This window comes from Bacillus sp. XT-2, from assembly GCF_025696525.1.
Classification (GTDB): domain Bacteria; phylum Bacillota; class Bacilli; order Bacillales; family Bacillaceae; genus Bacillus; species Bacillus halotolerans.
Map to the genome: position 1 here is coordinate 576832 of NZ_JAHVOC010000001.1, position 21347 is coordinate 598178.

The 21347-nt window shown below is 44.1% G+C and carries 27 protein-coding genes and 1 riboswitch; of the genes, 20 read left to right on the forward strand and 7 right to left on the reverse strand.

Annotated elements, in window-relative coordinates; translation table 11 throughout:
• Positions 1-60: 60 nt before the first annotated feature.
• The 4 genes from sinR to KXD37_RS03140 all read right to left on the reverse strand — a co-directional run bounded on the left by sinR (position 61) and on the right by KXD37_RS03140 (position 3274).
• Complete coding sequence (gene sinR, locus KXD37_RS03125) at positions 61-396, reverse strand: transcriptional regulator SinR (RefSeq protein ID WP_003226345.1); 336 nt, start codon at positions 394-396, stop codon at positions 61-63.
• A gap of 33 nt (positions 397-429) precedes the next feature.
• Positions 430-603 (reverse strand): anti-repressor SinI, encoded by a 174-nt coding sequence (gene sinI / locus KXD37_RS03130; RefSeq protein ID WP_024122036.1) that lies wholly within the window; start codon positions 601-603, stop codon positions 430-432.
• 183 nt (positions 604-786) lie between these two features.
• A complete protein-coding gene (locus KXD37_RS03135; RefSeq protein ID WP_127696773.1) occupies positions 787-1581 on the reverse strand; it encodes a YqhG family protein in 795 nt (264 codons plus the stop codon).
• A 19-nt stretch (positions 1582-1600) separates the two neighbouring features.
• Entirely contained in the window at positions 1601-3274 is a 1674-nt protein-coding gene (locus KXD37_RS03140; protein WP_127696774.1) for a DEAD/DEAH box helicase, read from the reverse strand.
• A 167-nt stretch (positions 3275-3441) separates the two neighbouring features.
• Positions 3442-3543, forward strand: a riboswitch (glycine riboswitch).
• Positions 3544-3716: 173 nt separating this feature from the next.
• On the opposite strand from KXD37_RS03140, the gene gcvT reads away from it, so the two are divergent.
• The 3 genes from gcvT to gcvPB are packed head-to-tail and all read left to right on the forward strand — an operon-like array spanning position 3717 to position 7654.
• The gene (gcvT, locus tag KXD37_RS03145; RefSeq protein ID WP_151175141.1) at positions 3717-4805 is read left to right on the forward strand and encodes a glycine cleavage system aminomethyltransferase GcvT; all 1089 of its coding nucleotides are present in this window, start codon (positions 3717-3719) and stop codon (positions 4803-4805) included.
• 28 nt (positions 4806-4833) lie between these two features.
• Entirely contained in the window at positions 4834-6180 is a 1347-nt protein-coding gene (gcvPA, locus tag KXD37_RS03150; RefSeq protein ID WP_103672264.1) for an aminomethyl-transferring glycine dehydrogenase subunit GcvPA, read from the forward strand.
• Entirely contained in the window at positions 6173-7654 is a 1482-nt protein-coding gene (gcvPB, locus tag KXD37_RS03155) for an aminomethyl-transferring glycine dehydrogenase subunit GcvPB (RefSeq protein WP_095713266.1), read from the forward strand. The genes gcvPA and gcvPB overlap by 8 nt, the downstream gene beginning before the upstream one ends.
• A gap of 34 nt (positions 7655-7688) precedes the next feature.
• Here gcvPB and KXD37_RS03160 read toward each other — a convergent pair whose 3' ends face one another.
• The gene (locus KXD37_RS03160; protein ID WP_024122030.1) at positions 7689-8069 is read right to left on the reverse strand and encodes a rhodanese-like domain-containing protein; all 381 of its coding nucleotides are present in this window, start codon (positions 8067-8069) and stop codon (positions 7689-7691) included.
• 190 nt (positions 8070-8259) lie between these two features.
• Between KXD37_RS03160 and lipM the strand changes: the two genes are divergently transcribed.
• The 3 genes from lipM to KXD37_RS03175 all read left to right on the forward strand — a co-directional run bounded on the left by lipM (position 8260) and on the right by KXD37_RS03175 (position 10627).
• Positions 8260-9096, forward strand: coding sequence for an octanoyltransferase LipM (lipM, locus tag KXD37_RS03165; protein ID WP_024122029.1), 837 nt, complete (start codon positions 8260-8262; stop codon positions 9094-9096).
• A gap of 100 nt (positions 9097-9196) precedes the next feature.
• Positions 9197-9625 (forward strand): transcriptional regulator MntR, encoded by a 429-nt coding sequence (mntR, locus tag KXD37_RS03170; RefSeq protein ID WP_010334908.1) that lies wholly within the window; start codon positions 9197-9199, stop codon positions 9623-9625.
• Positions 9626-9751: 126 nt separating this feature from the next.
• Entirely contained in the window at positions 9752-10627 is an 876-nt protein-coding gene (locus KXD37_RS03175) for a patatin-like phospholipase family protein (RefSeq protein ID WP_127696776.1), read from the forward strand.
• Here KXD37_RS03175 and KXD37_RS03180 read toward each other — a convergent pair.
• Together KXD37_RS03180 and KXD37_RS03185 are read right to left on the reverse strand one after the other, a co-directional pair.
• On the reverse strand, positions 10624-11019 hold the full coding sequence (locus KXD37_RS03180) for an SA1362 family protein (protein ID WP_263463234.1): 396 nt from the start codon (positions 11017-11019) through the stop codon (positions 10624-10626). The genes KXD37_RS03175 and KXD37_RS03180 overlap by 4 nt on opposite strands.
• Before the next feature lie 39 nt (positions 11020-11058).
• Complete coding sequence (locus KXD37_RS03185; protein WP_255003458.1) at positions 11059-12012, reverse strand: DUF1385 domain-containing protein; 954 nt, start codon at positions 12010-12012, stop codon at positions 11059-11061.
• Positions 12013-12243: 231 nt separating this feature from the next.
• On the opposite strand from KXD37_RS03185, the gene KXD37_RS03190 reads away from it, so the two are divergent.
• The 14 genes from KXD37_RS03190 (at position 12244) to accB (ending at position 21341) form a co-directional block, all read left to right on the forward strand.
• Positions 12244-12777, forward strand: coding sequence for a YqhR family membrane protein (locus KXD37_RS03190; protein ID WP_024122025.1), 534 nt, complete (start codon positions 12244-12246; stop codon positions 12775-12777).
• 87 nt (positions 12778-12864) lie between these two features.
• Complete coding sequence (gene aroQ, locus KXD37_RS03195; protein WP_024122024.1) at positions 12865-13305, forward strand: type II 3-dehydroquinate dehydratase; 441 nt, start codon at positions 12865-12867, stop codon at positions 13303-13305.
• Positions 13306-13307: 2 nt separating this feature from the next.
• The gene (papA, locus tag KXD37_RS03200) at positions 13308-14369 is read left to right on the forward strand and encodes an aminopeptidase PapA (protein ID WP_263463235.1); all 1062 of its coding nucleotides are present in this window, start codon (positions 13308-13310) and stop codon (positions 14367-14369) included.
• 24 nt (positions 14370-14393) lie between these two features.
• The gene (efp, locus tag KXD37_RS03205; RefSeq protein WP_024122022.1) at positions 14394-14951 is read left to right on the forward strand and encodes an elongation factor P; all 558 of its coding nucleotides are present in this window, start codon (positions 14394-14396) and stop codon (positions 14949-14951) included.
• Positions 14952-15094: 143 nt separating this feature from the next.
• On the forward strand, positions 15095-15376 hold the full coding sequence (locus KXD37_RS03210; protein WP_010334901.1) for a YqhV family protein: 282 nt from the start codon (positions 15095-15097) through the stop codon (positions 15374-15376).
• Positions 15377-15451: 75 nt separating this feature from the next.
• Positions 15452-16375 carry a stage III sporulation protein AA gene (spoIIIAA, locus tag KXD37_RS03215; RefSeq protein WP_044154635.1) on the forward strand — a complete coding sequence of 308 codons (924 nt, stop codon included), beginning with the start codon at positions 15452-15454 and terminating at the stop codon, positions 16373-16375.
• Positions 16369-16884: a stage III sporulation protein SpoIIIAB gene (gene spoIIIAB / locus KXD37_RS03220; RefSeq protein WP_263463236.1), complete on the forward strand. Its 516-nt coding sequence runs from the start codon at positions 16369-16371 to the stop codon at positions 16882-16884. The genes spoIIIAA and spoIIIAB overlap by 7 nt, the downstream gene beginning before the upstream one ends.
• Positions 16885-16906: 22 nt before the next feature.
• The gene (gene spoIIIAC / locus KXD37_RS03225; protein WP_003153142.1) at positions 16907-17113 is read left to right on the forward strand and encodes a stage III sporulation protein AC; all 207 of its coding nucleotides are present in this window, start codon (positions 16907-16909) and stop codon (positions 17111-17113) included.
• Positions 17114-17125: 12 nt separating this feature from the next.
• Complete coding sequence (gene spoIIIAD / locus KXD37_RS03230) at positions 17126-17521, forward strand: stage III sporulation protein AD (RefSeq protein ID WP_081638335.1); 396 nt, start codon at positions 17126-17128, stop codon at positions 17519-17521.
• Between the two features lie 18 nt (positions 17522-17539).
• Complete coding sequence (gene spoIIIAE / locus KXD37_RS03235; protein ID WP_069487194.1) at positions 17540-18739, forward strand: stage III sporulation protein AE; 1200 nt, start codon at positions 17540-17542, stop codon at positions 18737-18739.
• A gap of 13 nt (positions 18740-18752) precedes the next feature.
• Positions 18753-19373, forward strand: a complete 621-nt coding sequence (spoIIIAF, locus tag KXD37_RS03240; protein ID WP_044154638.1) for a stage III sporulation protein AF — start codon at positions 18753-18755, stop codon at positions 19371-19373.
• Positions 19366-20055, forward strand: a complete 690-nt coding sequence (spoIIIAG, locus tag KXD37_RS03245; protein WP_101861026.1) for a stage III sporulation protein AG — start codon at positions 19366-19368, stop codon at positions 20053-20055. The genes spoIIIAF and spoIIIAG overlap by 8 nt, the downstream gene beginning before the upstream one ends.
• A complete protein-coding gene (gene spoIIIAH / locus KXD37_RS03250) occupies positions 20056-20706 on the forward strand; it encodes a stage III sporulation ratchet engulfment protein SpoIIIAH (protein WP_024122016.1) in 651 nt (216 codons plus the stop codon).
• Between the two features lie 152 nt (positions 20707-20858).
• Complete coding sequence (gene accB, locus KXD37_RS03255; RefSeq protein WP_024122015.1) at positions 20859-21341, forward strand: acetyl-CoA carboxylase biotin carboxyl carrier protein; 483 nt, start codon at positions 20859-20861, stop codon at positions 21339-21341.
• The last annotated feature ends 6 nt before the right edge of the window (positions 21342-21347 follow it).

Sequence of the window (21347 nt, forward strand, 5' to 3'; positions counted from 1 at the left end):
GCGTACTGAGCCATTCTTATGTTCATTGACAAAAGAGGAGTAAGTGCCTCTGCTCAGGCACTACTCCTCTTTTTGGGATTTTCTCCATTTTTGATAATCTAAAAATTCACGAAATTGTTTTTTCGATACCCCAGATGTCATCGCATCGCGAACCAATTTCTCCCATTCACTATCTAATTGACCATCGTATTCGGTTTCATGTTTTTCATCAAGCAAAGTATGAACCGAGACGTCCAGAACAGCGGAGACTTTTTCGAGAAATTGAATGGAGGGGTTCGTTTGTAGATTTCGTTCTATTGAGCTTAAATAAGACTTCGCTACCCCAGCTTTTTCTGCTAGTTCTGATAGTGAGTAGCCTTTTTCTTTACGGTATTGTTTAATACGCTGGCCAATCAATGTCATCACCTTCCTTGTGATATTATAGCACATTCAGAAAGGATTTATGGTATGACTTCTGGCTGCCGGACCAGGATGAGCAGACTTTTTGTTTAAAAGTAAATATTTGCGTATTTCCTCAGGGCTGATATTTGCTTCTCTGGCTTCCATCATTAATTCAACCCATTCTTGATCTAATTCGAAGTGCTCTTGTTTTGCATTTTTCATGCAGTTTCTCCTCCTAAAATACTTGTTTATGTATTTCAGCCAGTCCGGCCATGACCATTGTACGCCTTCTGTGGTCTCTGGAAGTCATTTGCCAATTGAATAGCCAGAATTTTTTTCCAATATACCTTTATTATAATAGCATTTTTCCAAAAAAAACGAGAACGATGTCGAATCTGAAAAAAGTTAGCTCGAAATATTATTTTGCAGAAAAAATAATCCGCCATTTTCGATCTGAACTGATATCTTTGGTTGATACAAGGCTTTTAACGCTTGTTTTTCAAGATGGTACTCTTCTGGTTTTTCTTCTGTATGCTCATAAAACTGATCAAGCAATTTCATATCGTTTTGCCACCTGTTTACCGCCTGCTCTGCCCAGTCTGACGGTTCTTGCATAGCGGCTTGGGTAATGTAGCTCTCCATCCGCTTAAGACCGCTTTCAGGTTTGATCATAGGCGATATGGTGAAACAATAGTCACATATTTGTGATGTCAATGAAAGCTGTACGAGCTTACTTTGAAAATCTTCAATCATGGTTCCAGAGACAAGGTGAAGACCTAGTGACAATAGCTTATCCTTTTTCATGTCGGACTGGTATGAAATCATGACATTTATACCAAGCCAAGGCTGAAGCGGAATTTTCGCTCCGGCTGATTCAATTTTCTCATACATTCTGGTAAATCTCCCATTTTGTTTAACTGCTTTAAATATTTGAAAAAGGCGTGGCGCCCCGAAGTAAATAAATTCGCCTTCTAGGTCTTTTGGAGTAGATTCCTTATCTGTAATGAACGTCATTTTCATCGGATTCGGGTCGCCGCCGGTCTTCTCACGCCAGTGCCAGTAAAAAGGCCGATTCATGATCTGTTTGTCCATTTCAACTGTAAGCTGAACCGTCATGTAACCGGGTCCTTGGTCGATGATCGGACAGCTGTTTGCCTGGAAAAAACGAAGCAGAAATTGGTGAACCTCTTGCTGTCTCACTTGTAAAACCTCCTTGCGGCTAAGAACCTCTTTTTTCAGCGGGCTGCTGTTTTTTATAAGACAAAAATGAGGTTAAGTTGTCCATTTTAATTTTCATTTCTTCTTCGGTTGCCGAATGGTACAAAATATCGTGCAGGTGCTCTTCAAAATTGTTGACTTGAATTTTTGTTAAAATGTCATCAAGCTCGCCGACCACTTTTTCAAATAAATGAATTTTTTCATATAAAAGCTTTAAAATATGCTCTTCCACTGTATGTTTGGTAGCCATGTTATAAATATGGACGTCACGCTCCTGCCCGAGCCTGTGGATTCTTCCGATTCTTTGTTCAAGCCGCATCGGATTCCATGGCAAATCATAGTTAATCATGTGATTGCAAAACTGCAGGTTGATCCCTTCGCCGCCTGCTTCAGTTGCAATCAGCACTTGAACCTTCCCGCGGAAAAGGTCCTTCATCCAGTCTTTTTTTCCGCGTTTAAATCCGCCTCTGAACGGCACAGAGCTGATGCCGTGTTGCTGAAGAAACCACTGCAGATAAATTTGAGTGGCACGGTATTCTGTAAAAATAATGACTTTATCGTCTATCTTTTTAATCAGATCGATGACTTGATTCGCTTTAGAATTTTGTGTCACTTGATTGATGCGGTCCATTAATATAGAAATGGTGTCTTCATCAATGGCTGGTGCCTGTTTTTCTTTTTGGTCGAGCATTTTTTTCAATGTCATGTACACAGCTTCCCTGCTTGAACAGCATTCTCTTTGGAGTGTCATAATGGAGAACATGCTGGCCGGTTTGTTAATGCTTTCTTTCAGGCGGGAAATCTCATCGTAAAGCGCCTGCTCTGATGGAGAAAATTCAATCGGCACTGTTTCGACGCGGCGCTGCTTCCAATTCAGCCCGGTGTCATGCCGCCTGTTGCGAATCATGACTTTATTCACTAGATCTTTTAAATGATCATGAGCTTCTAAGCTGGATTTCTTTTTAGAAAACATTTCTTGAAAGTGATTCTGATTGCCTAAATGACCAGGCTTTAATAATGAAACCAAATTGAATATTTCTTCAACACGGTTTTGGATTGGCGTCGCAGTCAGCAGCAGGCAGTATTTTTTCACAAGATTCCGGACAAATTCATAGTTCTTTGTTTTGCTATTTTTCAGCTTGTGGGCCTCATCAATAATGACGAGATCATATGGGATTGACAGCACAATTTCCCGGTGGGGCGAGCGCTTTGCGGTATCGATGGAGGACACGACGATATCGCACTGCTCCCACACATAGCTTTTCTTTTGTTCAACAGCCGGAATCAAAAATTTTTCCTGAAGCTCTTTCACCCACTGCGAAACAAGAGAAGCTGGCACAAGGATCAGAATTTTTTTGGCTAACCCGCGAATCATATATTCTTTTAGAATCAGTCCGGCTTCAACAGTTTTGCCGAGCCCCACTTCATCTGCTAAAATCGCTTTTCCGTTCATTTTTTCAACAACCTTCTGCGCAACCTCAAGCTGATGGGGAAGCGGCGTGAAGGAAGGGAGATATAATGGGGCCCGCAAGCCTTCAAATTCAGGAATCGCCAATGTTTCCTGGATTTCTGATGAAAGCTTGTACAGCTCCCAGTTTGACCACGGACCGTCGTTTTTCAGTCTTTCGGCAAATTCTTCAGGCCATTTTGTATCATATGTGATTTCTGCATTCATTGCTGTGAAACCCCTTTCATATTCTTCAATTTTTTAAATGAACAATATAAGAAAAATCCGCCCAAATTGCTGTTGCCCCGCATATAGTGATGATGGTAGGATATGAGTATGTATTTGATGTAAGATATTGCTATAGTATGTCCATAACAGCATGAAAATATGAGCGAATGACAGCAAGGGGAGAGACCTGACCGAGAAAACCGGGATACAGGCGCCGAAGGAGCAAACTGCGGAGTGAATCTCTCAGGCAAAAGAACTCTTGCTCGACGCAACTCTGGAGAGTGTTTGTGTGAAATGCGCAAGCCACCAAAGGGGACGTCTTTGCTATTGCAAAGTAAACTTTCAGGTGCCAGGACAGAGAACCTTCATTTAATATGAGGTGTTTCTCTGTCCTTTTTTGTATGTTTTTTTAGCTGCGCCGTTGAAAAAGGGGAGGAATTTGATGCTGAAAAGAACACCGTTATTTGAATTGTATAAGGAATATGGAGGGAAAACGATTGATTTCGGAGGCTGGGAGCTTCCTGTTCAATTTTCTTCAATCAAAAAAGAGCATGAGGCTGTCCGAACAGCAGCCGGGCTGTTTGATGTATCTCATATGGGGGAAGTCGAAATCACGGGGGATGACAGTCTGTCTTTTTTACAAAAGCTGATGACAAATGATGTATCCGCGTTAAAAACCGGCCGTGCGCAATATACCGCGATGTGCTATCCGGATGGCGGCACCGTTGATGATTTACTCATCTATCAAAAAGCTGAAAACCGCTATTTGCTTGTCATAAATGCTTCAAATATAGATAAAGATCTTGCTTGGCTCAAAGAACACGCAGCAGGAGATGTCCAGATTGACAATTTGTCAGATCAGATTGCGCTTTTGGCCGTGCAGGGCCCGAAGGCAGAAACAATCTTAAAAAATCTGACAGCTTCAGATGTGTCTGCTTTAAAACCATTTGCATTTATTGATGAAGCTGATATCAGCGGCTGCAAAGCACTCATTTCGCGAACCGGCTATACGGGTGAAGACGGGTTCGAAATTTACTGCCGCGCTAATGACGCAGTCCGAATTTGGAAACAGATCATTGAAGCGGGTGAAGAACACGGGCTTATGCCATGCGGGCTAGGGGCGCGTGATACGCTCAGATTTGAAGCGAAGCTCCCGCTCTATGGCCAGGAGCTGACTCGGGATATCACGCCGGTTGAAGCAGGTATAGGCTTTGCCGTAAAACACAAAAAAGAATCTGATTTTTTCGGGAAGTCTGTATTGAGTGAACAGAAAGAAAACGGGGCGAAACGAAAGCTCGTCGGTCTTGAAATGATTGAAAAAGGAATACCGAGACACGGATATGAAGTGTTTCAAAGCGGCAAGTCCGTCGGAAAGGTGACAACAGGCACCCAGTCACCGACATTGGGGAAAAACGTGGGCCTTGCCTTGGTTGATGCTGGAGCGAGTGAGATCGGAACTGTTGTAGAAGTGGAGATTCGCAAAAAATTAGTGAAAGCAAAGGTAGTTAAAACACCATTTTATAAACGCTAAAAATTTTTCTTTGGAGAGGGGTCAACACATGAAGCACCGCTATTTGCCCGCGACAGAAAAGGATAAACAGGAAATGCTTGATGCCATCGGCGCAAACACGATCGATGATTTATTCGCCGATATACCTGAGAACGTCAGATTCAAAAAAGAGTATCAATTCAAAAAGGCAAAATCAGAAACAGAATTAACAAAAGAACTGACAAAGCTGGCGTCTAAAAACTGTGATACCGTTCAATACGCATCTTTCTTAGGCGCCGGTGTATATGATCATTATCAGCCGGTTATTGTGGATCATGTCATTTCAAGGTCTGAGTTTTATACAGCTTATACACCATATCAGCCGGAAATTTCTCAAGGGGAGCTTCAGGCGATTTTCGAGTTTCAAACGATGATTTGTGAATTAACTGGCATGGATATCAGCAACTCTTCTATGTATGATGGCGGAACAGCCTTGGCGGAAGCTGCGATGCTTGCCTCCGGACATACGAAAAAGAAAAAAATTGTGGTGTCAACAACCGTGCACCCTGAATCGAGAGAAGTGCTGAAAACATATGCAAAAGGACAGTATATTGAAGTTGTTGAAGTCCCTGCCGCAAATGGAGTGACTGATCTTGATGCTTTGCGCGAAACCGTTTGTGACGATACGGCGGCAGTCATTGTGCAGTACCCGAACTTTTTTGGTCTGGTTGAGCCATTGAAGGATATTGAGCCGATCGCTCATCAGGGAAAATCCATGTTTATTGTCTCAGCCAATCCGCTTGCATTGGGACTTCTGACCCCGCCGGGCGCTTTTCAGGCCGATATTGTGGTTGGCGACGCACAGCCATTCGGGATTCCTTCCGCATACGGCGGACCCCATTGCGGATTTTTTGCCGTCACAAAAAAATTAATGAGAAAGGTGCCGGGCCGCCTCGTCGGACAAACGGAGGATGAAAACGGAAAAAGAGGTTTTGTGCTTACCTTGCAAGCCAGAGAGCAGCATATTCGCAGGGATAAGGCGACCTCAAACATCTGCTCGAACCAGGCATTAAACGCACTGGCCGCTTCCGTCGCCATGACGGCTCTCGGGAAAAACGGCGTAAAAGAAATCGCCCGCCAAAATCTCTTAAAAGCCAATTATGCTAAGCAAGAAGCGAAAAAAGCGGGGCTCACTGTGATGTTTGACGGGCCGATGTTTAACGAATTCATCATCAAACTTGATGAACCTGTGAAATCGGTAAACAAAAGATTGTTGACAAATGGAATCATCGGCGGCTACGATTTGGGTCTGACGTACCCGGAGCTTGACCGCCATATGCTTATTGCCGTAACAGAGCTGAGAACAAAAGAAGAAATTGACGCACTCATTCAGGAATTGGGGGATCGCCATGAATAATCAGGATCAGGCACTTATTTTTGAGCTTTCAAGAGAAGGCCGTGTCGGCTACAGTCTGCCGGAGCTTGACATACCGGAAATGGAAGTGGAGGACCTCTTGTCAGACAGCTATATCCGTGATGAGGACGCAGAGCTGCCGGAGGTTTCTGAGCTGGATATTATGCGGCATTACACAGCATTGTCCAGACGGAACCACGGGGTTGATTCGGGCTTTTACCCGCTCGGTTCCTGTACAATGAAATACAATCCGAAATTGAATGAAAAAATCGCGCGGATTCCCGGTTTTGCCGCGATTCATCCTCTTCAGGACGAAGACACAGTGCAAGGCGCTTTGGAGCTTTTATATGACTTAAGCAAGCATCTCGAAGAAATTACGGGAATGGATGAGGTCACGCTTCAGCCCGCGGCGGGTGCGCATGGCGAATGGACGGGACTGATGATGATCCGCGCTTATCATGAGGCGCGCGGAGATATGAAACGGACAAAGGTCATTGTCCCCGATTCAGCTCATGGGACAAATCCTGCGTCTGCAACAGTTGCCGGTTTTGAAACGGTGACGGTGAAATCGAATGAAAACGGGCTTGTTGATTTAGAGGATTTAAAAAGAGCGGTGAATGAAGAAACCGCAGCTCTTATGCTGACGAATCCGAATACACTCGGATTATTTGAGGAACAGATCACCGAGATGGCGGAAATCGTTCACCAAGCCGGAGGAAAGCTGTATTATGACGGCGCTAATTTAAATGCCGTGTTAAGTAAAGCGAGACCCGGTGATATGGGATTTGATGTGGTGCATCTTAATTTGCATAAAACCTTCACAGGGCCTCACGGCGGAGGCGGTCCGGGTTCAGGTCCGGTTGGCGTAAAAGAAGATCTGATTCCTTATCTGCCAAAACCCGTTTTAATCAAAAAAGAAGGGCGATTTACTTTTGACTATGACCGCCCTCACGCGATCGGCCGTGTTAAGCCTTATTACGGCAACTTCGGCATCAATGTCAGAGCGTATACGTACATCCGCTCTATGGGCCCGGACGGGTTAAAGGCCGTTACTGAAAACGCGGTGCTGAACGCCAACTATATGATGAGAAAGCTTGCCCCTTATTACGATCTGCCGTTTGACCGCCATTGCAAGCACGAATTTGTATTGTCAGGGAAACGCCAGAAAAAGCTTGGGGTGCGTACGCTGGATATTGCAAAACGGCTGCTCGATTTCGGCTATCATCCGCCTACAATTTATTTTCCGCTTAATGTTGAGGAGTGCATCATGATTGAGCCGACAGAGACAGAATCCAAGGAAACACTGGATGCATTTATTGATGCTATGATCCAAATTGCGAAAGAAGCAGAGGAAACTCCGGAGCTCGTACAGGAGGCTCCGCATACAACAATCGTCAAAAGAATGGATGAAACAAAAGCAGCCAGACAGCCTGTACTTAGATACGAGAAAAACGTAAGCAGCGAACTTGTAAAATAAAAAAACAGCTGTCTGATATCAGACAGCTGTTTTTTTAATTTTTGGCTTTGATTTTTCCGCCCCATTTTTTAAAGCCGCCCTTAAGGTTATAAATCTCAGTGCAGCCGTTTTTGCGCAGGGTTTGTGCCGCGCGTCCGCTGCGGACACTGTTCTGGCAGTACAGATAGACAGGCTTGTCCGGCCGGATTTCATTTTTTCTCTGTTTCAGCTGAGAAAGCGGAATGTTGCGGGCGCCTAAAATATGTCCGCCATCAAATTCATTCGGTTCACGAACGTCGATAAGCTGCGCTTTGCGGTAACCAGCGCGGAATTCTTCTTCCGAAAGTGTTTTCATAATTCGCTGCTGATAGACATATGAAGCAATCATATAGACGATAAACGCAGCAAAAATAATTAAAACGATCATATTAGACAATGTGATTCTACTCCTTTAACGTATAAAATCAAAACCCTGCTTCTTTAAACAAGGGCATAGAGACGTTTTCGACAAATACTATTATAGTAAAGCACGGCGTGATTGTCATCCATAATGGAACTAAAATATTTTTCATTTTCCCTGCAGTTTGTTAAACTGATTCTATTAAAACGGTAAGGAAGGTCTCAAAATGGAAAAAGAAACTTGGCGGTTTATAGACTCAGGAAATGCAAGCCCGGCTTTCAATATGGCGCTTGATGAAGCGCTTTTATATTGGCACAGTGAAAAGAAAATTCCTCCGGTCATCCGTTTTTACGGCTGGAATCCGGCGACGCTTTCTGTAGGTTATTTTCAAAATATTAAAAAGGAAATCAATTTTGAAGCAGTACATAAGTATAATCTTGGATTTGTCAGACGCCCGACCGGAGGAAGAGGGGTGCTCCACGATCAGGAATTGACATACAGCGTAATCGTTTCTGAGGATCATCCGGAAATGCCGGCGACTGTAACCGAGGCATATCGGGTTATTTCAGAAGGCATACTTCAAGGCTTTAGAAATCTTGGTCTGGACGCTTATTTTGCCATTCCGAGAACCGAAAAAGAAAAAGAAAGCTTAAAGAACCCGCGGTCATCCGTTTGTTTTGACGCGCCGTCCTGGTATGAGCTTGTTGTGGAGGGGCGCAAGGTGGCGGGAAGCGCGCAAACGAGACAAAAAGGCGTCATCCTTCAGCACGGCTCCATTCTGCTTGATTTGGATGAGGACAAGCTGTTTGATCTGTTTTTGTATCCGAGTGAAAGAGTCAGAGAGCGGATGCAGCGCAATTTTAAAAATAAAGCGGTTGCGATTAATGAACTCACCGATCACCCGGTGACGATGGACGATGCACGCAAGGCTTTTAAATCCGGATTTGAAACCGGCTTGAATATTCACTTGGAGCCGTACGAATTATCCCAGGAAGAGCTTAATTTTGTTCAGGACTTGGCAGAAACAAAATATGCTTCTGATGAATGGAATTATAAGCGGTAAAAAGGGCTTTTTGGCCTGCAGAGCATCCTTGTTTTTTCAAGTTCATTAGTGTAAACTTGTAATGATTTATAAAGTTAAGGTGCTTTTTGGGAGGGTTTCGATGACGACACCAAGTATGGAAGATTATATTGAACAGATTTATATGCTGATTGAAGAAAAAGGATATGCAAGGGTTTCTGATATCGCGGAAGCATTGGCAGTCCACCCCTCCTCTGTAACAAAAATGGTTCAAAAACTAGATAAAGACGAATATTTAATTTATGAAAAATATCGCGGTCTCGTGCTAACGTCTAAAGGAAAGAAAATAGGCAAACGGCTAGTATACAGACATGAATTGCTTGAGCAGTTTTTAAGAATCATTGGTGTTGATGAAGAGAAAATATATAACGATGTCGAAGGAATCGAGCATCATTTAAGCTGGAACAGCATTGATCGCATCGGTGATCTTGTTCAATATTTTGAAGAAGACGATGCGCGTAAAAAAGAGCTGAAATCAATCCAAAAGAAAACAGAACATCATAATCAGTAAAAAGGCGGGTCTCAAAGGAGGCCGCCTTTTTTTGATGAAATGCGCCCTGCTTCATTCATTGGTCTATTTCTTCGCGTTTTTTCTTAAAATGATAGTAAGCCATTGGATGGAGGGGGAGGGTATGGGATGTATATTGACGGTGTGTTTTCTGGCGGAGGGGTAAAAGGCGTGGCGCTTGCCGGCGCTTATGAAGCGCTTGAGGAAAAAGGCTTCCGCTTTGCACGGCTTGCCGGCACAAGCGCCGGCGCCGTTATTGCCGCTTTTATTGCATCAGGTTATTCAAGCAAGGAAATTCACGCTTTGATTGAAGAAGTGGACGGAGAGAGGCTGCTGGACCAGCGATACTCATTTCTCCCCTTAAAAATGCTCCAATGGGTGTCCATTTACTGGCGTTTGGGCTTGTTTAAAGGAGACACATTAGAAAAGTGGATCGCCGACCTTTTAAGAGCGAAAGGCGTACGCGTCTTTGGCGATTTGAAAAAAGGCTCTTTGCGGCTCATCGCTTCGGATCTGACAAACGGTACAATGATCGTGCTGCCGGACGACTTGGCCCGCTACGGGTTAAATCCGGATATGTTTCCGGTTGCCAGAGCGGTAAGAATGAGCTGCAGCATTCCCTATTTTTTTGAACCAATAAAATTAAAAACAGATACAGGAACTGCCACCGTAGTGGATGGGGGCGTTTTAAGCAATTTTCCCATATGGCTGTTTTCTAAAGAAAGAAAACGACCTGTTATCGGGGTGACGCTTGCGCCGAATGAAAGGGAGCGGCCGAAAAAAAATATCGGAAACGCTTTCGAACTGTTTGGCGCTCTGTTTGAAACGATGAAGGATGCGCATGACGCAAGACATATTGCGTCACGCTATGAGCAAAATATCATTTTTCTTCCGGTTGACAACGTGATGGCGACCGAATTTCATTTAACACAACAAAAAAAACTAGCTCTGATTGAGCTAGGTAAAAGTCGGACAGAGCAGTTTTTAAAGCAGTGGACCTATTAAAAAAGCGCTCTGTTTTTCTTTTTATTTTTTTTCCCTTCTATGACAGTCAGCTGCGTCTGGCTTTTTTTCTTGAGAATCATCGGCTTAGGTTTGCTGGCGCTCGGAACGCTTCGCAGATGGCTCACCCGTCCTTTATGCCCGGCGCGGTGCTTTGCTTTTTGTTCTTTCAGCCGGCGCTGCGATTGTTTGGCCGCTTTTTTAAAAGCCGCTCCTTCACTGCCAGTATTTCGCTTCATTACATATTTCACAATAAAATAAATAATGATACCTGCCAAGATGATGGTTATCGCCATTTTTGCCATTTCTCCGGGATTGGTTACCAGCACATAGAGGAAACCGAACGCTCCCAGCGCAATTAATACAGCAATAATAGGTTGTACACGATGATTCATAACTGTCCACCTCCGAAAGTAATAGCAGGGCAACGGATATTAGATGACGTTGTGAGAAGGCTGCTCTTTTTGTTCAGATCTTTCTTCGAGTCTGAGAAGCTCGTTAAAGCTTTCGATTGCAACTTCAACTTGGTCATCCTTAGGTTCTTTAGTCGTTAACAGCTGAAGCCAGAGGCCCGGGTACCCGAGACATTTCAAACCGGGAATATCACGCACTTTATTTGTCAGCTGCAGCACTTCAAAGGAAATCCCAAGTACAACCGGTATGAGAGCGACACGATCTATAACACGCAACCAAAGCGGATCTGTCGGAACAAGCAAGTATACAAACATACCGACAATAATGGTAAATAAAATAAAGCTGGACCCGCAGCGGTAATGAAGCCGTGATTGATTTTGAACGTTCTCTACAGTAATTGGCAAATTCTGTTCATAACAGTTTATGACCTTATGTTCGGCTCCATGATATTGAAACACTCTTTTAATCAGCGGCGTCATGGATAAAAAATAAATATAACCGAGCAGCAAAATCAATTTGAAGAGACTTTCAACTGCGATTTGCGCTGTGTCCGATGGAAAAACCGGTCTTGTCAGTTCAGCTAAGAAAACAGGAACCAATGTAAATACGAATTTACTGAACAAAAATGATAAGACGCCGATCACTGCAAGGCTGAGATACATTGACAGCCCCGAGGCTTTTTTTTCTTCCTTAAGCGTCTCGTCCTCAGACGGATCAAGTCCATAGCGTTCACTCGAGAAATTCAAATGCTTTGTGCCGTTAGCGCTCGCTTCAATAATAGCCGCGATCCCTCTTATAAATGGTATTTTTTTTACCATGTTCAGCTTCTGATTGTGTTTCCGGGGAAGCTTGAAGAAATCAATGCTTCCGTCTGTTCTTCGTATGGCCGTAACGTAATTGTGTTTTCCGCCAAACATAACGCCTTCCACAACCGCCTGCCCGCCGTAAGCGGGCGGAATTTTATGTTTTGACATATTCATCAACCTGCCTATTTCTTTAGGATTGCTAACTATTTCCTTTCACTCTATTGTACAGGAAACAGCGCGAAACCTCTAGATTGACGGGCTGAAAATTTGCCAGAGCCTTGCTTTTTCTACATGCAGTATACCCGTTATTTTCAAATTTTACTCGCTGCTGTCAAAATGTGTGAGCTTTTTTATTGACATTTCATTTTTTGGGCACACTTTAACAAGGAGGTGGCCGTTATGACAAGTGAAAAAAATACAGATCAAAACGAACAAACAAAAGAGGATCAGGGACCGCCTGTGCCAATGGGCGCCAGGGTAGCGGCGACGGGTTTTTGCGGAGGCGTATTATGGAGTTTCGTCGGTTATATCGCCTACTTATTTCATTTTTCCGAAATCAGCCCCAATATGATATTGCAGCCGTTTGTACTCGGAGAGTGGAAGAAACATGGTTTAGGAACGATTATCAGCATCATTGTGATTGGCATCATTTCGATTGGCGGGGCGTTTCTTTATTATCTTCTCTTGAAACGCTTGAAAACGATGTGGCCTGGTATGTTATACGGCTTGCTGCTTTGGCTGCTCGTGTTTTTTGTGTTTAATCCGATTTTCCAGGATGTGCGCGCTGTAACTGAATTGAAATCAGATACGATTATTACAACAATTTGTATCTATCTGCTTTACGGGCTGTTTGTCGGATATTCAATTTCATTTGAATATAATGAGCTGAACTCGGAAAAGCTGGCACGTGCGCTGGGAACACAGAGAGAATAGTGTATTATCCTTTTTTGTTATGATAAAATGTTCACGAGAAGTGAACATTTTTTACATGAGAAACCCTCGCGAAAAGGAGAGAGCCATGTGCCTCATTTTTTGATTTTGAACGGCCCGAATGTCAATCGGCTGGGGAAGCGTGAGCCGGATGTATTTGGGCGTCACACACTGACAGATATTGAAACAGATCTTTTTCAATTTGCTGAAGCCTTACATATTCAGCTTACTTTTTTCCAGTCTAATCATGAAGGCGATTTGATAGACGCCATACACGAGGCTGAGGAACAATATGACGGAATTGTTTTGAATCCGGGCGCGCTGAGCCATTACAGCTATGCAATCAGGGATGCTGTTTCAAGCATCAGCCCTCCTGTGGTTGAGGTGCATTTATCAAACTTATACGCCAGAGAAGAATTCAGGCATCAGTCAGTGATCGCTCCTGTTGCGAAAGGGCAGATTGTCGGCCTCGGATCTGAAGGCTACAAGCTTGCTGTTCGCTATTTATTAAGCCGGCAAGGGGGAGAATAAAGATGAAACTTGAGAAATTAAGAAACTTGTTCGAACAGCTGGGGATAGACGGAATGCTGATTACAAGCAGCATCAATTTGCGCTATATGACCGGTTTTACAGGGTCAGCGGGCTTAGCTGTCATATCCGGAGACAGGGCTGCGTTTATTACAGATTTCCGTTATACGGAGCAGGCGAAGGTTCAGGTAAAGGGCTTTGAAATCATTGAGCACGGCGGCAGCCTGATTCAAACCACTGCCGACACAATTGAAAAGTTCGGCATCAAACTCCTCGGTTTTGAACAAAACAGGATGACCTACGGCACATACGCGTCCTACAACGCGGTTGTCAGTGAGGCTGAATTAGTGCCTGTGGCTGAATCCGTGGAAAAGTTGCGCTTGATTAAGTCTAATGAAGAGATTAAGATATTAGAGGAAGCTGCGAAGATTGCAGATGATGCTTTCAGCCATATCTTGACGTTTATGAAACCCGGCATTTCTGAAATAGCTGTTGCCAATGAATTGGAGTTTTATATGAGAAGCCAAGGAGCGGACAGCTCTTCTTTTGATATGATTGTCGCCTCGGGCCTTCGGTCAAGCCTTCCCCATGGAGTGGCAAGTGACAAACTGATTGAAAGCGGGGATCTTGTTACGCTGGATTTTGGCGCTTACTATAAAGGATATTGTTCTGACATTACCCGAACGGTCGCTGTAGGCCAGCCTAGTGATCAATTGAAAGAAATTTATCAGGTCGTATTTGATGCTCAGGCACTCGGCGTCGAACATATTAAGCCGGGCATGACAGGCAAAGAGGCTGACGCCCTGACTAGGGATCATATCGCTGCAAAAGGCTACGGCGAGTACTTCGGCCATTCAACCGGGCATGGGCTCGGCATGGAAGTTCATGAGTCGCCGGGGCTGTCAGTCAGATCTTCAGCTATTCTTGAACCGGGCATGGTGGTTACAGTGGAGCCGGGCATTTACATACCAGAAACAGGCGGTGTCCGAATTGAAGATGACATCGTGATTACAGAAAACGGCAACCGGACAATTACCCATTCCCCAAAAGAACTCATTATTTTGTGATTGGAATATAGGAGGACATTAAACATGATTTCAGTAAACGATTTCCGTACAGGATTAACAATCGAAGTGGATGGCGGCATTTGGCGCGTCGTTGACTTCCAGCACGTAAAACCGGGTAAAGGTGCGGCATTTGTCCGTTCTAAACTTCGCAACCTGCGTACTGGCGCGATTCAGGAAAAAACATTCCGTGCTGGTGAAAAAGTGGCAAAAGCGCAAATCGAAACAAAAACAATGCAATACTTATATGCAAACGGAGACCAGCACGTATTCATGGATACAAGTTCTTATGAACAGCTTGAACTGAGTGAAACTCAAATTGAAGAGGAATTAAAATATCTGCTTGAAAATATGTCTGTACACATCATGATGTACCAAGATGAAACACTCGGTATCGAACTTCCGAACACGGTTGAGCTGAAAGTGGTAGAGACTGAACCTGGTATTAAAGGTGATACGGCATCAGGCGGTACAAAACCTGCGAAAACCGAAACTGGTCTTGTTGTAAACGTGCCGTTCTTTGTCAATGAAGGCGACACTCTTGTAGTCAACACATCAGATGGTTCTTACGTTTCAAGAGCGTAAGGAGAAAAAAGAGGCCTGTTCCCAATTGGGAGCAGGCTTTTTTTGTGCGCAAAAACAGAATCTTTCTTTTATACGAAAATGGCAAGACTACTTCCGACAGCTAGAGCATATCATATAAAAAAATGGGAGGTTGGGAGAGTGCTATGAAATTTTTTCTTGGAAATATCAATTCTACTGTTTTGACAATGGCCGGATTGCGAGTTTTATCCTCCATGATTGAGCTGACGGCCGCGATTGTGATGCTTGTGACAAATGATGTCCGCAAAGCGGTTGTGGTCAACAGCATTCTTGCTATTGTCGGTCCGCTGATTTTTATCATCACCATGACTGTGGGAATCTACCAAATTGCCGGGCAGCTGTCATATGCAAAACTGATCTTGATTTTTACGGGTGTCGTGTTGATTTTAGCGGGTGTCCACAAATAAAGAGAGGCTTGTCATAAAGTCTGCCTCACATCATACATTTTAAAGAAGCCGATCGGTAGAAAGGAGGAGACTCTGTTGAATGAAATTGCTGACGTTCTCCCTGAATCCATGAAAAACGCCCTTTCTGAAATACCGGAACATCAATGGCTGGAAATCGAAGAAATCAGAATTCGGGTTAACCGCCCTGTTGAACTGATACGAAAAGGACAACCTCTTTTTTTGTCCTATGCGGGCACGGCCGAGGATGCCCACCTGATCCTCAGCCGGCTGAGCAATTATAGTATGTATACGCTCGAAGAAGAGCTGAAGAAAGGGTATGTCACCATCAGGGGCGGCCACAGAGTCGGACTTGCAGGCAGAGTCATTACAGAAAACGGAGGGGTGAAGGGCCTCCGCGACATTGCGTCTTTTAATATACGAATTGCCCGGCAAAAGCTTGGAATTGCAGAACCGCTGCTGCCTTATCTGCATCAAAACGGCTGGCTGAATACATTGATTATCGGTCCGCCGCAAACCGGTAAAACAACGCTGCTTCGTGATCTTGCCAGACTTGCGAGCAGCGGCAAGAACCGCATTCCGCCCGTAAAGACAGGCATTGTCGATGAACGGTCGGAAATTGCCGGGTGCCTGCGCGGCATTCCGCAGCATCAATTCGGACAGAGAATTGACGTGTTAGATGCCTGTCCGAAGGCTGAGGGGCTGATGATGATGATCCGGTCAATGAGTCCCGAGGTGATAATTGTTGATGAAATCGGAAGAACGGAGGATACAGAAGCACTTCTCGAGGCGCTGCATGCCGGTGTTTCGGTCATCGTATCCGCGCATGGCTGGAGTATTTCTGATCTGATGAAGCGGCCTTCATTAAAGCGTCTGTGGGAAGAAAAAGCCTTTGACCGCTATTTGGAATTATCCAGAACGAAGGGGCCGGGCACGGTAAGCCGTATTTATGACAAAGACGGAAACGTGCTTTCTGGAACGAGGGACGTGAAAACATGCTGAAGCTGTTAGGCGCTGTATTCATTGTAGTTGCGACAACATGGACAGGTTTCGAGACGGCGAAAATTTATACAGAACGGCCAAGGCAAATCCGTCAGCTGCGTGCGGCGCTCCAATCTCTCGAGGCGGAAATTATGTACGGCCATACACCGCTTCACACCGCTTCGCAGCAGATCGCAAAACAGCTTGCACAGCCTGTTTCGGCTCTGTTTCTCAGTTTTAGCGAACAGCTGGAGAAAGGCAGTGATTCCGCTAAAACGGCATGGGAGCAAAGCTTAAAAAAAGTGTGGGACAACATGTCACTGAAAAAAGCCGAATATGATGTGCTGAAGCAGTTCGGCGAGACGCTTGGGATTCACGATCGAATCTCACAGCAAAAACATATCAAGCTGGCACTTACACACTTAGAGGCATCGGAAGCGGATGCTGAGCAGGCACAAGCGAAAAATGAAAAGATGATAAAAAGTTTAGGCTTTTTAGCGGGCTTGTTACTCATTCTTCTATTGATGTAAACGTGAGGGGAGCAAAAATAAAATGGGAGTAGACGTTAATGTCATTTTTCAAATCGCCGGAGTGGGAATCGTGGTCGCTTTTTTACACACGATTTTGGATCAGATGGGAAAAAAAGAATACGCCCAGTGGGTGACGCTGTTAGGTTTTATCTATATTTTATTTATGGTCGCCACCATTGTGGATGACCTCTTTAAAAAGATAAAAGCTGTGTTTTTATTTCAAGGATAGGGGGGCTTACAGATTGACATTGTTCAAATTGTAGGTTTAGGGCTGATCGCCACCTTCCTTTCTTTGATCGTAAAAGAACAAAAGCCGACATTTGCCTTTTTAATTGTCGTATTTGCCGGATGTGTTATTTTTCTCTATTTGGTAGATCAAATCTACGACATTATCAGAATGATTGAAAAAATAGCCGTTAACGCCAATGTCAACATGGTATATGTTGAAACGATTTTAAAGATTATCGGAATCGCCTATATTGCTGAATTCGGGGCGCAGCTCACCAAGGATGCCGGTCAAGGGGCCATCGCCTCGAAAATAGAATTGGCGGGGAAAATTCTGATTCTCGTTATGGCTGTTCCTATTTTAACCGTGATTATTGAAACGATTCTCGGACTTATACCTTCCATGTCATAACCGAAAGGAGGCGGCAGATTGAAGCGTTTTCGATGGGCGTTGGTTCTTGCGGTGCTGCTCGTATTCGGCTGCACAGAAATTGTACAAGCAGCAGACGACTCGGTCCAAACAGAAGAACATACCGAAACACCGGAGCAATTGGCTGAAAAAACGGCAGAGTCGCTTGAAACAGACAAGATCGGTGAATTTTGGAATGACATAATGACGGAGTACGGCGGGCTTCTGCCGGAAAGTCAAAAAGGAAGTTTGCTTGAGTTTATAAACGGCGATAAATCTTTTTCACCGCAAGAATGGCTGAAGGCTCTCTTTTCTTATTTGTTTCATGAAGTGCTTGCCAATGGAAAGCTTCTCGGCACGTTGATTTTGCTAACGATTTTTTGCGTCATTCTTCAGCTTCTGCAAAATGCATTTCAGCAAAGCACAGTCAGCAAGGTTGCCTACGCAATTGTTTATATGGTGCTGATTATCCTTGCACTGAACAGCTTTCATGTAGCGATCAATTATGCGACAGAGGCGATTCAGACGATGACCAGTTTTATTTTGGCTCTCATTCCTCTCCTGCTGGCGCTTTTGGCTTCCTCTGGAGGAGCTGTATCTGCGGCCTTCTTTCATCCTGTTATTCTCTTTCTAATGAATACGAGCGGTCTGCTGATTCAAAATATCGTCATGCCGCTGATTTTCTTATCAGCAATTCTGAGCATCGTCAGTACAATGACTGAACAATACAAAGTAACGCAGCTGTCCAATCTTCTCAGAAATATTGCCATCGGAGCGCTGGCAGTCTTTCTCACTGTGTTTCTCGGCGTCATTTCTGTGCAGGGTGCCTCGGCGGCAGTGACAGACGGCATTACGCTCAGGACGGCTAAGTTTATTACCGGCAACTTCATTCCTGTTCTTGGAAGAATGTTTACTGACGCAACGGATACGGTGATCAGCGCTTCCTTATTGCTGAAAAATACGGTAGGAATCCTAGGTGTCGCCATTTTGATTTGTATTGCGGCTTTCCCGGCAATCAAAGTGCTTTCTCTCGCTTTTATTTACAAGCTGGCAGCCGCGATTCTCCAGCCGCTCGGCGGCGGTCCGGTCATTACCTGTCTCGATGTCATCAGCAAAAGCGTCATTTATATTTTTGCGGCTCTCGCTATTGTGTCTCTCATGTTTTTTTTAAGCCTTACCGTCATTATTACTGCCGGAAACCTCACGATGATGATGAAATAAAGGAGGCTGACGGATGAGTTTTTTAACTGAATGGCTTACCAGCATCGTCTTATTTATCCTATTTGCAATCGTTATTGATATGCTGCTGCCGAGCTCCAGCATGCAAAAGTACGCAAAAATGGTAGTCAGCCTGCTGCTGATCGTCGTCATGCTTACTCCAATCTTTAAGCTTTTCAAAACAGACCCCGAAGTCATCTTTGAATACCTCACAAAAAACGGGCAATCGGAATCTGCCGAAATAAAAAATCAGATCAATTCAAAAAAAATAGAAATACAAGCTTCCCAGCGCGCATATATTTTAGAAGAAATGGCTGTCCAACTAAAAAAGAAAGCGGAGGAGATGTTCAGTCATGACGAATATAAAGTAGACCAAATCAAGATCACGGCAGGAGAAAAAGTAGATTCAGAAGAGGATATCAAAACAATCAGCGTGTATATGGCCCCGTCTTCTGAAAAAACGGTCCAAACGGTCGCGCCGATCGACATTAATACGGATCATGCATACGTCACGAAAGAAAAAGCGGAACAAAAAGAAGCTAAACAGATTGAGACAAAGCTTGCGGACATTTGGGAAATCGGCAGTGAGAAAATTACGGTTCATATGGAAGGCGGGGAGAGGATCGGCAATGAATAAAAACGGATTATGGAACGTATTGAAAAAGCAGTTTCTTCCGGGGCAATCGAAGGACGGCGAAAAACCGAAGCTGACCAAATATCATTACTTTCTGTTCGTTTTTGTTCTCGGCGTCTCCTTTATGCTTGTCAGCCAGCTCTTTTCTTCACCGGAGAAAACGGAAAACGCCCAGACCATAACAGCACCGGCATCAGCTGATGCGGCGGACAGCAAAGAGAAAACAGCTGAAGTGTTTAAAGCCTCTAAATCTGATGATCCTAAAAACTCTATTGGCGATTATGAAAAAGAATATGAAAACCAGCTGAAGGAAATTCTTGAAACCATTATCGGCGTGGAGGATGTCTCGGTTGTGGTCAATGTAGACGCAACGTCACTGAAGGTTTATGAAAAAAACAAATCAAGCAAAAATACAACAACTGAGGAAACAGACAAAGAAGGCGGAACTAGAAGTGTGACGGATCAAACATCAGAGGAAGAAATCGTCATGATCAGGAATGGGGATAAAGAAACCCCTGTTGTCGTTCAAACGAAAAAACCTGATATACGCGGTGTACTCGTTGTTGCTCAAGGAGTGGACAACGTTCAAATAAAACAAACCATTATTGAAGCGGTGACACGGGTCCTGGATGTTCCAAGCCACCGGGTTGCGGTTGCCCCTAAAAAAATAAAGGAGGATTCATAAATGCTCAAAAAACAAACCGTTTGGCTGTTAACAATGCTCAGTCTTGTTGTGGTGTTAAGTGTTTATTATATCATGTCACCGGAAAGTAAAAACGCGGTGCAGATGCAAAGTGAAAAAAGCCCGTCAGACAGCGGTGAGGTAGCAACTGAAAAAACACCTGCCAAGGAAGACACAAAGGAAAAAAACGGTGCTGAAACAGAGAAAGAAGACGGAACAAAGGGTACGAAAGATTCTTCATCAGACAAAGAAACTTCCGCTGAAGCGAGTGAAAAAGGAACAGTTGTGACCGAAACCGCCGATGATGATCTCTTCACAACGTACCGCCTTGATTTAGAGGATGCCAGAAGCAAGGAAAGGGAAGAACTGAATGCGATCGTATCCAGCGACGATGCAACAGCAAAGGAAAAGAGCGAAGCATATGATAAAATGACAGCCCTCAGTGAAGCGGAAGGAACAGAAAAACAGCTTGAAACACTGATTAAAACACAAGGCTATGAAGATGCCCTCGTAAATGCGGAAGGAGACAAAATCAACATCACGGTCAAGTCTGACAAACACTCCAAATCTAAAGCTACAGCCATCATAGACCTTGTTGCCAAAGAAATTAAAACGATGAAAGACGTTGCTGTCACATTTGAGCCTTCCAAATAGTTAATGAACAACCGCCCGCCGAAACGCGGGCTTTTTGCATGCCAATCATATTAGAGTTGAATTCAAAAGTCCGCTCCTGTAAGATAAACATAGTATGTACTTTTAGTAGTAACCTATAAAAAAGAAATTTCAATACATAGGAGTGCGATGGAATGTTAAACATTAAAGAAATCCATGAGCTGATTAAAACAATTGACGAATCTTCAATTGATGAATTCGTATATGAAAATGAAGGTGTTTCCCTAAAACTGAAAAAACACGAAGCGGGTACTGTGCAAGTGATGCAGCAAGCACCGGCAGCACCTGTACAAGCAGCGGCTCCGCAAACGGCACAGCCTCAAGCGCAGCAAGCAGCGCCGGCACCTGCACAAGAGGCGCCGAAACAAGATGAAAACCTGCATCAAATCAAATCGCCGATGGTGGGAACATTTTATGCTTCTTCATCACCGGAAGCCGGTCCTTATGTAACTGCAGGCTCTAAAGTAAATGAAAACACAGTTGTCTGCATTGTGGAAGCAATGAAGCTATTCAACGAAATCGAAGCGGAAGTAAAAGGCGAAATCGTTGAAGTATTAGTTGAAAACGGCCAGTTGGTTGAGTATGGACAACCTCTATTTCTTGTAAAAGCAGAGTAAGGAGAC